Source organism: Acidobacteriota bacterium (assembly GCA_012517875.1).
In the GTDB taxonomy this organism is placed as follows: domain Bacteria; phylum Acidobacteriota; class JAAYUB01; order JAAYUB01; family JAAYUB01; genus JAAYUB01.
This window is the reverse complement of sequence record JAAYUB010000124.1, coordinates 1-14,439: the sequence shown is the minus strand read 5'-3', so window position 1 is coordinate 14,439 and position 14,439 is coordinate 1. Positions and strand designations below refer to the sequence as shown.

Below are 14,439 nucleotides of genomic sequence, written 5' to 3'. Positions count from 1 at the left end.
TGTAGAGCCCGCCGCGGGCGAGCAGCTCGTCGTGGGTGCCTTCCTCCGCCAGGCGGCCCTTGTGCAGGACCAGGATCCGGTCCACCTCGCGGATCGTGGAGAGCCGGTGGGCGATGATGATGGCGGTCCGCCCCCGGAGCAGGTTGTGGATGGCGTTTTCCACCAGGTGCTCGGTGGCCGAGTCGACGTTGGCGGTGGCCTCGTCCATGACGACGATGTCCGGCTCGCGCACCAGCGCCCGGGCGAAGCTCAGGAGCTGCCGCTGGCCGGCGGAGAGCAGCCGCCCCTCCTCGAGCACGTTCTCGTCATAGCCGCTGGGCATCGCCTCGATGAACGGGTGCAGCAGCGCCTCGCGGGCGGCCGCCTCGATGCGGTCGCGGCCGATGCCGGGCACGTGCAGGCCGATGTTCTCGGCCACGGTGCCGGTGAAGAGGAAGACGTCCTGGGGGATGGTGGCGATGCGCCGCCGCAGCTCCCGCACCGGCAGCTCGCGGAGGTCGGTTCCGTCGATGGTGACGGCGCCGCCGGTGACATCGTAGAGCCGGTTCAGCAGGCTGATCACGGTGGTCTTGCCGCTGCCGGTGTAGCCCACCAGGGCGACCCGCTCGCCGGGGCGGATCCGGCAGGAGAAGTCCTGCAGCACCGGCGCCTCCGGATCATAGGCGAAGCGGACGCCGCGAAACTCCAGCGCGCCGGCGAACCGCGCCGGCAGCGCCGCCGGGGCGGCGGGGTCCCGCACGCTGACCGGCTGGTCCAGCAGGTGCAGCACCCGCTCGGTGGCGGCCATGGCCGCCTGGAACGTGTTGAACTGCTCGGCCATCTCGCGCAGCGGCCGGAAGAACATATTAATGTAGGCGAAGAAGGCGAAGATCACACCCACCCGCAGCTCCACGCCCACCAGGGTGTGGGCGGCGAACAGGGTCAACATCATACCGAGGGTGCTCACGCCCTCGAGCACAGGGAAGTAGAGGGCGTAGGCGCGGATGGTCTTGAGGTAGGCGTCGCGGTAGTTGCGGTTGTGGACGGCGAAATCGGCGGCGAACTTGTCCCGGATCCGGAAGAGGCGGATCTCCCGGATGCCGGAGATGGTCTCGTTCAGGCTGGTGTTGATCTCGGCGTTGGCCTTGCGCACGCCGCGGAAGCCGGAGCGGATGCTCCGTCGGAAGAGCGCAGTCGCCAGGATGAACACCGGCAGGGTGACGAAGGCCATCAGCGCCAGCTTCAGGTCGATCACCAGCATGGCCACGAAAATCATGCCCACTTTCAGCAGGTCGCCCACCACCGAGACGATCCCCTCGGAGATGAACTCGCGGATCGACTCGACGTCGTTCGTCACGTTGGTCAGCGTCCGGCCGGCGGCGGTCTTGTCGTAGTAGTCCTTCGACAGGTCCAGCACCTTGCGGAACAGGTCCATCCGGAGGTCCAAGAGCAGCCGCTGCCCCAGGGACTGCACCGCGTAGTTGAACAGGAACTGGCAGACCAGGCCCACCACCATGAGCAATCCCAGCCACAGGGCGGTGCGCTGCAGCCCGGCGAAGTCGCCGGCGGCCACGTCACGGTCAATTCCCAGCTTGACAAGGTACGGCTCCGCCACTCCCGCCACGTTGAAGACGAGCATCAGCAGCACCGATGCGGCCGCCAGGAGCCAGCGGCGGCGCACGTAGGCGAGCAGCCGCAGGAGCTGCCGCCAGTCGCGGATGGGGGCCTGGTCGGGGGCGGCGTCAGTGTTCATTGACGCCTCCGGCCAGGGCCAGCTCCATCTGCTGCAGCCGGGCCATGCGGAAGTACAGCCCCTGCCGCGCCAGCAGTTCCTCGTGGGTGCCCGATTCCACGATCCGGCCGGCGTCCATGACGTGGATGACGTCGGACGCCTTCAGCGCCGAGATGCGGTGGGAAACGACCACCAGGGTCTTGCGCTGGCGCAGTCCCCGAAGGCTCTCCAGGATCGCCGACTCGGTGGCGGCGTCCACGCTGGAGAGCGCATCGTCGAAGAAGAGCACCGGTCGGTCGCGCCAGAGCGCGCGGGCGATGGCCACCCGCTGCTTCTGCCCGCCCGACAGGGTGATGCCCCGCTCGCCCACCATCTCGTCGTAGGCGTGGGGGAAGGTCTGGATGTCCTTGTCAAGACCGGCCTGGACGGCCGCCGCCTGGACGCCCGCCGGGTCGGCGGCGTCGGCGCCCAGGGCGATGTTCCGGGCCACGGTGCGGGAGAACAGGAAGGTCTCCTGGGGCACCACGGCGATCTGCCCGTAGACGTCGTCGGGCTGCAGAGCGGTCAGGTCCGTCCCGTTGAGCCGCACCATGCCCGGCTCCGGCCGGAGCAGCCCGCACAGGACGTGCAGGAGCGTGGACTTGCCGCTCGCAACCATGCCGGTGATCCCCACCGTCTGGCCGGGCGCGATGTCGAGGTCCACACCACGGAGTACGTCCTCCCCCCCGGCCGGATAGCGGTACCGCAGCCCCCGCACGCTGAAGGCCAGGCCACCGTCGGCGACCGTCTGGAGGCCCGCCTGGGGCTCCACCGGGTACTCCAGGATGTAGTTCAGCCGCTCCAGCGCCGCCAACCCCTGCTGGACCAGCGACATGATCCAGCCCAGCGACAGCACCGGGAACGTGAGATAGCCCACCATGACGTTGAACTGGAGCAGCTCGCCGAGGGTCATCTCGCCGCGGATCACCTGTCCGCCGCCCACCACCAGGATCACCAGCTCCACCACTCCCAGCAGGAAGATGAAGAACGGCCAGATGAAACCGCGCAGGGTGGCCACCCGCATCTGATGCCGGACGTAGCCGCGATTGAGCGTCTCGAACCGCTCGAGCTCGGTGTCCTCCATGGTGTAGAGCTTGACGGTCTGGATGCCGGCGATGACCTGCCAGACCTGGTTGTTGATCGAGGCCAGGGTTTCCTGGATCCGCCGGTACATGGGGCGCAGGCGCGGCAGCACCACCACGATCAACAGGATGAGCACCACCAGCATCCCGCAGACCATGAGCATCAGGGGACCGGACAGGGCGAAGAGCACCGGCATGAAGAAGAGGAAGCGGGTCAGCGCGTTCGGCACGTACATGACCCCCGGCCCCAGCAGGGTGCGGACCTCGTTCAGGTCGTTGGTGCAGCGGCTCATCAGGTCGCCGGTCTGGTTGGCCTGGTAGAAGGTGAAGTCCAGCGCCAGCAGGCGGCCGTAGAGGCGTTCCCGCAGCTCGTACTCGATCTTGCGCGAGGCGCCGATGATCAGGTTCCGCATGAGGAACATGGCGCCGCCGGTGAGCACCATCACCAGCCCGGCCCAGAGCAGGTTCTCGAGGACCACCCCGGCGCGGTTGGCGCCGGTGATCTCGTCGAGGGTCCGCTTGAAGAATTCCGGCACCCGCACGTAGCCGTAGTTCTGCAGCAGCATGCAGGCGAAGCCGGCCAGCAGCGCCAGGCGGTACTTCCAGAGATAGGGGGCGAGGATCTTGAGGTGTCGGATGGCCGGTCTCCTCCCGCGTCCCGGCCCGTCGGGGGACGGGCGGCGGCGCCGAACTCCGATGATACCAGTTCGGCGCCCGCTTGCCAACTCCTTCTCGGGCGAGCAGATCAGCCGCTCCGCCTCATCCGTTGAGGCGGCGTGAACCGGACGCAGACATACCTCAAGCCTGGCGCATGTAACATTCCGCCAGACAGCGGCGTATAAAATGATCAGCCGCCCCCCGCCCGTCCGGGCCGGAGGAATGCCACACCGCCGGCTTATTGGAGGCATCTCATGATCTGCGACAACCGAAGACCGGTCGTTCTTTGTCTGATATTGATAGCCTTGGCAGCCGCGTCCATCATCATGCCGGCCGCGGAGACAAACCCGGCGGCCGATCCCGTCACCGCCGAACGTCTCAAGGAACACTGCTGTTTCCTGGCGGCTGATGCCCTGGCCGGACGCTCCCCGGGTTCTGAAGGATTCCGCATCGCCGCCGAATATGCCGTCAGCCGGTTTCGGGCCGCCGGCGTGAAGCCGGCCGCCGGTCCACCCGAGGCGCCGACATACCTGCAGCCGGTTCCCCTGGTCCGACGCACCGTCACCGAAGCCGCCCAGGTGGACGTGCGGACTTCCGACGGGATCCTGCATTTTCCGGCCGGTCATTTGAAGCTGTTCGCACTCGAAGGACTGGTCGGCGACGGGAAACCGCTCCCGGTGGTTTTCGCCGGATTCGGCATCCACGAACCTGAAGCCGGCTGGGATGATTTCAAGGGTCTGGACGTGTCGGGCCGGGCAGTCCTGCTGCTGATGGGCGCGCCCGTGCATGATGGCCGGCCGGTCCTTCCGGAAAACCTGCACCGGACATATGCCCCCATGAACTCTGTGCTGCGAAAATTGATGTCACTGCGGGGTGTCGCCGCCGCGCTGGTTCTGCCGGATGCCGAACTGGCCGCCGGTTTCAACGCGATACCTGATGTTCCTGATGGCCCCCAATTCGGACTCAATGACCCGGCGCCCGGCGCCTTTGGAGGCACCCCTCTGGGCGTCCTGTCGGCGGAACTGGGCCGGGCCCTGTTCTCCGGACAGGCGGCGCCCGATCCGGCCACGGTCAGCGCCGGGCAAATTCCCCCAGGACCGTTGGCGGGGGTGACCCTGTCGATCACGGTTCCGGTCCAAGAAGAGGCGGTCGACAGCTGGAACGTGCTGGGTCTGGTCGAGGGGACGGATCCTGCCCTGAAGGAACAGGTCGTGGTGGTATCCGCCCACCTGGACCATCTGCCGCCAGCCGCCGACGGACAGATCTTCCCGGGGGCCAACGACAACGCCAGCGGCGTGGCGGCGTTGTTGGAAATCGCGCGCGTGGTCGCTGCTCAACCGCCCCGGCGGTCGGTGTTGTTCGCGGTTCTCACCGGAGAAGAGGGCGGATCCATGGGGGCCCGATATTTCCTGACACGCGGGTCCGTGGACCGCACTCGAATCGTCGCCGACCTGAACATGGACATGATTGGCCGGACCGAAGACGGTGCTTCCGCTGACCGGCCGCAATATGCCCTTGATTCCGACCGGGTCACCCCGTCCTTCACTCGTATCATCGAGACGGTGAATGAGCGGACGGTGCGTTGGCCGTTGAAATATGTCCATCCCAAAAATCTGGGCAGTAGCGACCATTATGTGTTCGACGCGACGGGCATCCCCGCGGTGAACTTCTATTCGGGCCGGGTCTCCGACACGCACAAGCCAACGGACACGCCCGACCGGTTGGATTACGACAAGATGGCGCACATCGCCCGCCTGGTCCTCGCCGTCACCCTGGAAATCGCCAACCGCGAACCGCTTTGGTGAGGAGTGTTTGATAGCTGACAGGGGACCGCGGCGGTTCGGCCCCACTGGGCGGAGTCCTTCACCGCCGCGGGCGCGGCCAGTACTCCTCCGGCAGTGAAACAAACTGGCTCTGGATCCAGCTTGCCCGGCCCTGGATGTAGGCGGTGGGGCGGGCGGCGTTCCAGCGCTTCGGATTGGGCAGCACGGCCGCGAGCAGCGCCGCCTCGCGCGGCGTGAGCCGGGCGGCCGGCTTCCGGAAGTGGTGCCGGGCGGCCGCCTCCGCCCCATAGACTCCGGGGGCGAACTCGGCGACGTTGGCGTACACCTCCAGGATCCGCCGCTTCGGCCAGAGCAGCTCCAGCCAGACTGTGTAGTAGGCCTCGGCGCCCTTGCGCAGGAACGACCGCCACGGGGGCAGGAAGAGGTTCTTGGCCACCTGCTGGGTGATGGTGCTGGCGCCGCGGAGCGGTCTCTTGGGATTGCGCTGGTGCTTGTTCCGGGCGTTTTCGATCTCCACGAGGTCGAAGCCGTGGTGGTTGAAGAAGCGCTGGTCCTCGGCGGCGAGCACCGCCGAGAAGAGCCACGGCGATATTTGCTCGGCCGGGACGTTCGTGTGCCGCCAGCCGGCGGGACGTCCCTTCAGCAGATTTTCCGCTGACTGGACCAGCATGACCGTGGTCACCGGCGGGTGCACGAAACGGAGCACAGCCACCTCGACGGGCGGCACCAGGAGCAGGACCAGCCCCGCCTTCCAGGCCACCGCCCGGATCCGCCGGGCCAGGCTCCGCTTCGCCGGCGGCGGCACCGCGGGGGCGGGCGCCTCGGGGGTAGGCCCCGCCGGCGGGCCGCCGGGGGGAACGGGTGAAATGATGTCGTCGGGTATGTCGATCATGGCGCTTCTCGAGCGCCCATTCTCGCGCAAAGCCGCCACGCCGCCAAGCGAAATCCGCGTCGCCGGGAGGCGGTGACGGGCGGCGGAGGCTGGGGTATAATGGCGGACGATTCGGGCGCCGGACGCCGGCGTCATCCGGAGGCGACATGGACGGCATCCGCTACGAGTTTGTCACCACGCTCCCCGTTGAAACGGTGGTGGACCTATACCGCGAGGGCGGCTGGTGGGACGAGCGCTGGTCACGGACAGCCATTCCCGCAATGATCCGCGGCAGCTTCGCCTTCCTCGTGGCCCGCGATGCCGCCGGCGCCGCCGTGGGCATGGGCCGGGCGATCTCCGACGGCGCCAGCGACGCCTACATCCAGGACGTCGTGGTCCGCCGCAATCTGCGGGGTCGCGGCATCGGCGCGGAGATCGTCCGCCGCCTCACGGCGCGCTGCCGGAACCGGGGTCTCGATTGGATCGGGCTCGTGGCCGAGCCCGGCACCCAGGCGTTTTACGAGCGACTGGGTTTCCATGCCCGGCCGGGTTACCAGCTGATGCTTCATGAGCGTGACCATGACTGATCCGTTTCTCTTCCTGGGCCGGGAGTTCCGGCGCGTCGACCTCGCGGATCAAGCGCTGCTGGAAGGCTTTTACCGCCGGTTTCCCCAGCCGCTGTCAGGTTTCACGTTCGCCGCCCAGTTCGCCTGGCGGATTCCCTTCGCCCACGCCTGGGCGCTCCTCGACCCGGATACCCTCCTCATCACCACCAGCCATCCAAACGATCCGCCGCAGGGACTCAACCTGCTCCAGCCCGTGGGCCTCTTCCCTCCCGAGAGCCAGGCCCGGCTCCTCGCCGAAATCGGCCGGTTGGCCGAACCGCTGCGAATCGTCTGCGTCAGCCGGGCGTTCATCGACCGCCACCCGGAGTTTGTCCGCCATTTCACCGTCGCCGAGGATCGGGCGTTCGCCAACTACGTCTACCGGTCCGAGGACCTGGCCGAGCTGGCCGGGCGGCGGTACGCCAAAAAGCGCAACCTCATCGCCCAGACCCGTGAACTGTACACATGGCAGGTGGAGCGGCTCACGGCGGCGACGGTGCCCGACTGCCTCGACGCCTGCCGGGAGGTCAGCGAACCGGTCAACGCGAACGTCAACCGCCTGCTCCGTTTTGAACTGGACGCGCTGAAAGAGACCCTGGCGCACTTCGGTGTCCTGCGGCAGGACGGCATCCTGCTCCGGGTGGGCGGCACCGTGGCCGGAATGGCGGTGTTTGAGCCCATCGCGCCCGACACGGCGGCGGTGCATTTCGAGAAAGCCGACCGCCGGCACAAGGGAATCTACCAGGTGCTCAACATGGAGTGCGCCCGGCTCATCCGCGACCTGGGCTTCCTCCGGATCAACCGCGAGGAGGACCTGGGCGAGCCGGGGCTGCGGCAGGCCAAGCTGTCCTATCACCCGTCCGAGATCGTGCCGGCGTACACGCTGGCCTTCACCGGAGGGCCGTCCGCCCCCTGAGCCCGACCCGCACCGGAGGTGCCATGCCCGTCCAGGAGAATCCCCTCCCCGCATTTCCCATCGAGGAGTACCGGCTATCCAACGGGCTGACCGTGTTCCTGCTGGAGGATCACACCCTGCCCCTGGCGGCGGTAAACGTCAGCTACCGCGTCGGCTCCCAGAACGAGCGGCCGGGGCGCACCGGCTTCGCCCACCTGTTTGAGCACATGATGTTTCAAGGGTCCAAGCACCATGACGCGGATTTCTTCCACCCCCTGCAAGAGATCGGCGGCAGCGTCAACGGCGGCACCGACACCGACCGCACCCGCTACTGGGAACTCGTCCCGGCCGCCTATCTCGAGCGGGCGCTCTGGCTGGAGGCCGACCGGATGGGTTTTCTGCTGGACGCCCTGACGCCCGAGCGGCTGGCCAATCAGATCGCCGTGGTGCAGAACGAGCGGCGCCAGAGCTACGAGAACCGGCCATACGGTCTTGTGGCCGAGCGGATGGCCGCCGCCCTCTACCCACCCCACCACCCATACAGCTGGCCCACCATCGGGTTCATGGCGGACATCGCCGCGGCGACGCTCGAGGACGTCCGCGATTTCTTCCGGACCTGGTACACGCCCAACAACGCCAGCCTGTGCCTGGCGGGCGACTTCGAATCGGCCCGGGCGAAAGAACTCGTGGCGACGTATTTCGGCGCGATCCCCCCCGGACCGCCTGTTTCCCGGCCCGGGCGCTGGGTGCCGGCGCTCGACGGCGAGATGCGGCTGCTCATCGGCGACCGCGTCCAGCTGCCCCGCGTCTACGCAGCCTGGCCCACCGTGCCGCTGTATGCCGGCGACGACGCCGCGCTGGACGTGTTCGCCCGGGTGCTGGGCGGCGGGCGGACGTCACGCCTCTACCAGCGCCTCGTCTACGAGCGGCAGATCGCCCAGGACGCCGTGGCCTGGCACGACGCCCGGCAGATCGCGGGGACGCTCAACCTGATGCTCACCCCGCGCCCCGGTCAGACGTCCGAGGCCGTCGAGGCCGCCGCCTTCGACGTCGTCCGGGAGGCGCTGGACGGGGGCATACCCACGGCGGAGCTGGAGCGCGTCCTCACCGACAACACCGCCGCCTACATCCGGAGCCTCCAGTCCCTGGGCGGCTTCGGCGGCGTGTCCGACCGGATCAACGAGTTTTATCACTACCTGGGCCGGCCGGACATGTTCCGCTGGGAGTTGCAGCGTTACCTCGATCTGACACCCGAGGCGGTCGTCGCGGCGGCCCGACGTTACCTGGGCGCGGGGCGGCTGGTCGCCCGGGTGGAACCGCTGCCGCCGCTGGCGCCGTCGGCTTGCCCGGCGGCAGTCGGCGTGGACCGGACCGTCATGCCCGGGCCCGGGCCCGAGTCCGCGTTCCGGCTGCCGCCGCGGCAGACGTTCACGCTGCCCAACGGCCTCCGGGTGGTGCTGGCGGAGCATCACAAGCTGCCGCTGGTGAGCGGCTGCCTCATCGTGCGCGGCGGGCTGGCCGCCGAGCCGGCTACCCGTCCCGGGCTGGCCGACCTGACCGCGGCCATGCTGCGGGAGGGCGCCGGCGGCCGCTCCTCCACCGAGCTGGCCGAGGCCGTCGAGGCGCTGGGCGCCGAGCTGTCCTGGGTGACGTGGCCGGACGCCGTCATCGCCAGCCTCTCGGCGCTGCGGCATCGCCTGGCGCCGTCGCTGGCGCTGCTCGCGGACATGGTCATCCGGCCCGACTTCCCCCCTGCCGAGATGGAGCGCCTGCGGCAGCAGCGTCAGGTGCGCCTCACCCAGCTCCAGGACCAGCCTCACTACCTGGCCGCGGTGGCCGCCCAGCGGGCGGTCTACGGCGCGCATCCGTACGCGCACCCGGTGGCGGGCACCGCCGCCTGCCTGGCCGCCGTCACCCTCGACGAGGTGCGGGCGCATTGGCACGCCGCTTACGTGCCGGGCAACGCGGTGCTTGTCGTCGCCGGCGACATCTCCCGCCCGGAGCTGGAGTCCGCCCTCGGCGGACTGGCTGCCTGGCCCGCCGCGCCGGTGCCGGCCGCCGGCCCGCCCCCGGTGCCCCCGCCCGGCAATCGGACCGTTTACCTGCTGGACCGGCCGGGCGCCCCCCAGTCGGTGGTCACGGCCGCGCTGGCGGGCAGCCCCCGGACCGCCCCCGATTTCGCCGCCCTGACGGTGCTCAACACCGCCCTGGGCGGCCAGTTCGTCTCGCGGCTGAACCTGAACCTGCGCGAGGACAAGGGGTACACTTACGGCGCCCGCTCCCGCGTCAGTTTCGAGGCCGCCGGCGGCACCCTGACCGCCACGGCGCCCGTGGAGACGCGAGTCACCGCCGCGGCCCTCCGGGAGATTCTGGCCGAGCTCGACGGCATCGCCGGCGCCCGGCCGCTCAGCGCCGGGGAACTCGCCTACGCGCAAGGTTCGCTGGTCAACGGCTATGCCCGCCGGTTCGAGACGTCCGACCAGATCGTCCGGGAGCTCCTCGACGTCTACCTCTTCGGCCTGCCCGACGACGAGCCCGAAGCGCTGCCCGGGCGCATCCGCGCCGTCACGGCCGCGGATGTGGCCGAGGCCGGCGCCCGGCACATCCGGACAGACCGCCTGGCGGTCGTCATCGTGGGCGACGCGGCCGCCGTGCGCCCCGACCTGGAGGCACTCGGCTGCGGCGCCATCGTTCCGCTGGACAGCGACGGCTTCCCGCTCACCGCCTCCGCCCACTCGGCCGGTGATTGATTCAAGGAGGATGCCATGCCCACGACGCCGCGGATCATCCGGCTCATCGCCTGCGCCGGGATCGCCGTCCTCGCCGCCGCCGCGCCGGCAGCCGCCCAGACGGCGGAGAACGCCTACCGGCTGGAGTCGCCCGACGGCCGGATCGCGGTGACGGTCCGGGCGGCGGACCGGCTCCGCTACGACGTCGCCCTGCGCGGCCGCGTCGTGATGCCGGACTGCACCTGCGTGCTGCGCATCGGCGACGCCGCCGTGGGGCTGGCGCCGCGGATCGCCGCCACCACCGAGCGCCGCGTCGACGACACCGTGGCGCCTCCCGTCCCGCAGAAGGCTGCCCGGATCCCGGAGCGCTACCACGAACTGCGGCTGATTCTGGCCGGAGGCGGCGAGGCGGTCTTCCGCGCCTACAACGAGGGCGTCGCCTATCGGTTCGAGACAGCGATTCCGCAGGACCGCGTGACGGTGTGGGACGAGGAGGCGGAGTTCCGGTTCGCCGGCGACTGCACCGTGTATTATCCCCGCGAGGACGGCTTTTTCTCGCACAACGAGCGGGAGTTCGTCCGCCTGCCACTACCGGACGTCACCGCCGCCATGCTGGCCAGCCTGCCGGCGGTGGTGGCGGCGCCCGGCGGCGTCCGGCTCGCCGTCGCCGAGTCGGATCTCGCGGACTACCCCGGGCTGTGGCTCCGGGGCAACGGGCGGGACGGCCTGAACGCGACGTTCCCGCCGCTGCCCCTGGAGACGCGGCTCGCCGGAGACCGCCACCTGCGCGTCACCCGCACCGCCGATCACATCGCGGTGACCGCCGGCACGCGGACGTATCCGTGGCGCCTCGTGGCCGTCGCCGAGCGGGACGCCGATCTGATCACCAACCCGCTGGTGTATCTCCTGGCCGCCCCCAGCCAGGTGGCCGACCCCACCTGGATCCGGCCGGGCAAGGTGGCGTGGGACTGGTGGAACGCGTTGAACCTCGCCGGCGTGGACTTCCCCGCCGGTGTCAACACGGCCACGTACAAGCACTACATCGATTTCGCCGCCGCCCACGGCCTCGAGTACGTGATCCTCGACGAGGGGTGGTACCCGCAGGGCGACCTGCTCCGGGTGGTCCCCGGCCTGGACATGGACGCCCTGGCTGCCTACGCCCGATCCCGGGGCGTGGGGCTGATCCTGTGGGTGATCTGGCAGACGCTGGACGACCAGTTCGACGCGGCGTTCGACCGGTTCGCGCAGTGGGGGATCCGGGGGATCAAGGTGGACTTCATGCAGCGGGACGACCAGCCGGTGATCAACTTCTACCACCGGGTGTGCCGCGAGGCGGCCCGGCGCCGCATGGTCGTGGATTTCCACGGCGCCGTGCGCCCGGCCATCTTGACGCGGACCTGGCCGAACCTGCTCGCCACCGAGGGCGTGCGCGGCCTCGAGCAGAGCAAGTGGTGCGCCGACGCCAACCCGGAGCACGACGTGACCCTGCCGTTCACGCGGATGCTTCTCGGTCCCATGGACTACACCCCCGGCGCCATGCGCAACGCCGCCCACGCCAGCTTCGCCCCCGTGTTCGAGCAGCCCATGAGCCTGGGCACCCGCTGCCACCAGCTGGCCATGTACGTGGTCTACGAGAGCCCGCTGCAGATGCTGTGCGACAGCCCCGCGCTCTACGCGCGGGAGCCCGAGGCGATGGTCTGGCTGCGGGCAGTGCCCACGGTGTGGGACGAGACCATCGTGCTGGATGCGCAGATCGGGGACTTCGTCGCAGTGGCCCGCCGGCGGGGCGACGCGTGGTTCGTGGGTGCCATGACCGACTGGACGCCGCGAGAGCTGACCATCGACCTGTCCTTCCTGCCGCCTGGATCGTTCACGTTGACCGCGTGGGCGGACGGCGCCAACGCCGACCGCTGGGGCAGCGACTTTCTCATGACGGAACAGACCGTGGATCGGAACTCTAAGCTCACGGTCCGGCTGGCGGCCGGCGGCGGCTGGGCGGCCCGGATCCGGCCCGACCGCCCCTGACGGCCGCCGGTCACGGACCCAGCTGCTCCAGCAGGGACGCCAGCCGGTCCCGCTGCGGCGGCCGCATCCCCAGCGCCTCGATCTCCTCATGGAGCCGGGCCAGCCCGCCGTTGCCACCCACGTAGCCGTTGACGCGAGCGGCCAGGGTGGAATCGGTGAACGCCTGCGGATCAGGGAACAGGCGCCGGAACTCCCGCATCAGCTCCCCCGACTGCCGCAGGTAGTACTTCTGATGGTAATCCTCGGCCCGGTAGAACCGCCCCGCCGGGCGGATCTCGGTGACGATCGTCCGCCCCAGTTGCGCCGCCAGTCGGTCGCGGCCGGCGCGCGCCAGCTCCGCTTGCGTCTCGTCGTGATAGAACACCGCCGCCATGTACTGGCGGGACCAGGCGCGGCTCGTGGGCCGGTGACCGGACCAGAAGACTTCCAGCAGTTCCGCGTAGGAGATTCGGTCGGGATCGAAGTCCACCTGGAGCGTTTCGGTGTGATCGCCCAGCCGGTGGTAGGTGGGGTCGGCCTGCGTGCCGCCGGTGTACCCCACGCGGGTCCGGATCACGCCGGGCAGACTCCCGAACCGGGAGTCGGGCCCCCAGAATCAGCCCATGGCGAACGTGGCGGTCTCCACACGGGCCGGCATCGCGCCGGAACCGGCGGAGCGACGTCGCGGATCGGGATCGGGTATGGCACTCACGACTTGCTTCTCCTTGGAAAGGCCGGTTGGAACCGGGCTGCAGCCGACGGCGGCGGCGTCCGCCGTCGGGACACTGTGCGGGTTCGCCGGCAGCCCGCCGGCGGGCCGCGCCGGACGGTCATCCGCCTGCAACGACAACGCCACGACGATCGCCACCGCGGCGATCCAGAACACGGTGCTCGCCGCCGGGCGTTTTGACGACGAAGTGGCTGCCTGCAACAGGTCGCGCATTCGATCACTCCTCGCCGCCGGGTGCAGCCCCGTGGCCGCATCGGCTGCCGATTTTTAGATGCGGAGTCCGCCGGATTGTCTTCATGAATGAAGTGCATGGCCGCCACCGGAAGTGGTCACCGCGGTCATCGTCCGCTCAGTAAACCATGGCAAGCCGTCCCGGACGGAATGGGTATGGTGTTGAATTTCTTATTGATCACCTTTAAAATTAAGGGAGTGACACCGTCAAAACCCGCATTCCGGCGCCCCACCGCCCCGCTGTCGCCTGCGCGCAACGGCGCGTTTCCGGGTGCGGCATCGATCCGGTCCAGGAGGCGATCATGTCCCAGACCCCCGGCCAGCCCCCGTCAGTGAATCCGCCCGGCGGACGCCCGCCGTCTGACAAGCCGGCGGCGGCGAGGCTGCCGGCCGCCCGCTGGCTGGTCACCGTCCGGAGCGGCCCCCACGCCGGCCGCCCGTACCCCCTCGATGACCAGGTCAGAATCGGGCGCAGCTCGGACAATGACATCGTGGTGCCGGACATGCGCGCGTCGCGCAACCACGTCCGGGTGGAGTGCGTGGGCGACGACTGCTTCATGACGGACTTGGGGAGCAGCAACGGCACGCTGGTGAACGGCCGCCGGATCGAGGGCACCGTCCAGCTCGCCGACGGCGACGTCTTCACCGTCGGGTGCACCGAGTTCATGCTGGCGGCCGGCGCCGCGCCGGCCGAGCGGGTGGACCAGACCGCCGGCGGCAACCCCCTGCCGCTCTATCCGGGCCCGGGCGAGGCGCTCACCATCCCCATGCCGGTGGACCAACCACCCGCTCCACCCGCCCCGCCTCCTGCTGCCTCAATTTGTTCCGGTTGCGGCTCCGCCCTGCCGTCGGGCGCCAAGTTCTGCACGATCTGCGGTCTGGCCGCCGCCGCGCCACCGCCCGTCGCAGCCGCCCCGCCACCGGCGCCTTCCCCGGCGGCAGCTCCGGCGCCTGCACCCCCGCCGGCCCACGTGCCACCCCCTCTGGCGGCGCCCCCGGCTCATGCGGCTCCGGCACCACCGCCCACGCCGGCTGCCTACATCCCGCCTCCGGCGCCCCCCGCCGCGATGCCGTCAGCCGCGTGTCCCCAGTGCCGGGAAC

The 14,439-nt window shown here is 69.7% G+C and carries 11 protein-coding genes; 6 read left to right on the top strand and 5 right to left on the bottom strand.

Going from position 1 to position 14,439, the window contains the following annotated elements; translation table 11 throughout:
* Together GX414_13255 and GX414_13250 are read right to left on the bottom strand one after the other, a co-directional pair.
* The coding region (locus tag GX414_13255) for an ABC transporter ATP-binding protein (GenBank protein NLI48067.1) at positions 1-1,732 on the bottom strand (1,732 nt) is incomplete at its 3' end.
* A complete protein-coding gene (locus GX414_13250; GenBank protein ID NLI48066.1) occupies positions 1,722-3,557 on the bottom strand; it encodes an ABC transporter ATP-binding protein in 1,836 nt (611 codons plus the stop codon). The genes GX414_13255 and GX414_13250, both read right to left, overlap by 11 nt.
* A 186-nt stretch (positions 3,558-3,743) precedes the next feature.
* Here GX414_13250 and GX414_13245 point away from each other — a divergent pair, with 186 nt between their 5' ends.
* A complete protein-coding gene (locus tag GX414_13245) occupies positions 3,744-5,294 on the top strand; it encodes a M20/M25/M40 family metallo-hydrolase (GenBank protein ID NLI48065.1) in 1,551 nt (516 codons plus the stop codon).
* A gap of 58 nt (positions 5,295-5,352) precedes the next feature.
* On the opposite strand, the gene mtgA is transcribed toward GX414_13245, so the two are convergent.
* Positions 5,353-6,165, bottom strand: a complete 813-nt coding sequence (mtgA, locus tag GX414_13240; protein ID NLI48064.1) for a monofunctional biosynthetic peptidoglycan transglycosylase — start codon at positions 6,163-6,165, stop codon at positions 5,353-5,355.
* Positions 6,166-6,311: 146 nt separating this feature from the next.
* On the opposite strand from mtgA, the gene GX414_13235 reads away from it, so the two are divergent.
* From GX414_13235 to GX414_13220, 4 genes are read left to right on the top strand one after another with little or no spacing between them, the layout of a single operon-like run.
* Positions 6,312-6,731, top strand: a complete 420-nt coding sequence (locus GX414_13235; protein ID NLI48063.1) for a GNAT family N-acetyltransferase — start codon at positions 6,312-6,314, stop codon at positions 6,729-6,731.
* Positions 6,724-7,665 carry a DUF2156 domain-containing protein gene (locus tag GX414_13230; GenBank protein NLI48062.1) on the top strand — a complete coding sequence of 314 codons (942 nt, stop codon included), beginning with the start codon at positions 6,724-6,726 and terminating at the stop codon, positions 7,663-7,665. The genes GX414_13235 and GX414_13230 overlap by 8 nt, the downstream gene beginning before the upstream one ends.
* Positions 7,666-7,688: 23 nt before the next feature.
* Positions 7,689-10,394, top strand: a complete 2,706-nt coding sequence (locus GX414_13225) for an insulinase family protein (protein ID NLI48061.1) — start codon at positions 7,689-7,691, stop codon at positions 10,392-10,394.
* Positions 10,395-10,409: 15 nt separating this feature from the next.
* Complete coding sequence (locus tag GX414_13220; protein NLI48060.1) at positions 10,410-12,398, top strand: glycoside hydrolase family 97 protein; 1,989 nt, start codon at positions 10,410-10,412, stop codon at positions 12,396-12,398.
* A gap of 10 nt (positions 12,399-12,408) precedes the next feature.
* Here the strand turns inward: GX414_13220 and msrA are convergent, their stop codons facing one another.
* Entirely contained in the window at positions 12,409-13,035 is a 627-nt protein-coding gene (gene msrA, locus GX414_13215) for a peptide-methionine (S)-S-oxide reductase MsrA (GenBank protein ID NLI48059.1), read from the bottom strand.
* Positions 12,994-13,320 carry a hypothetical protein gene (locus tag GX414_13210; GenBank protein NLI48058.1) on the bottom strand — a complete coding sequence of 109 codons (327 nt, stop codon included), beginning with the start codon at positions 13,318-13,320 and terminating at the stop codon, positions 12,994-12,996. The genes msrA and GX414_13210 overlap by 42 nt, the downstream gene beginning before the upstream one ends.
* 320 nt (positions 13,321-13,640) lie before the next feature.
* On the opposite strand from GX414_13210, the gene GX414_13205 reads away from it, so the two are divergent.
* Positions 13,641-14,439 (top strand): FHA domain-containing protein (locus tag GX414_13205; protein ID NLI48057.1); only part of this gene is annotated, 799 nt, incomplete at its 3' end.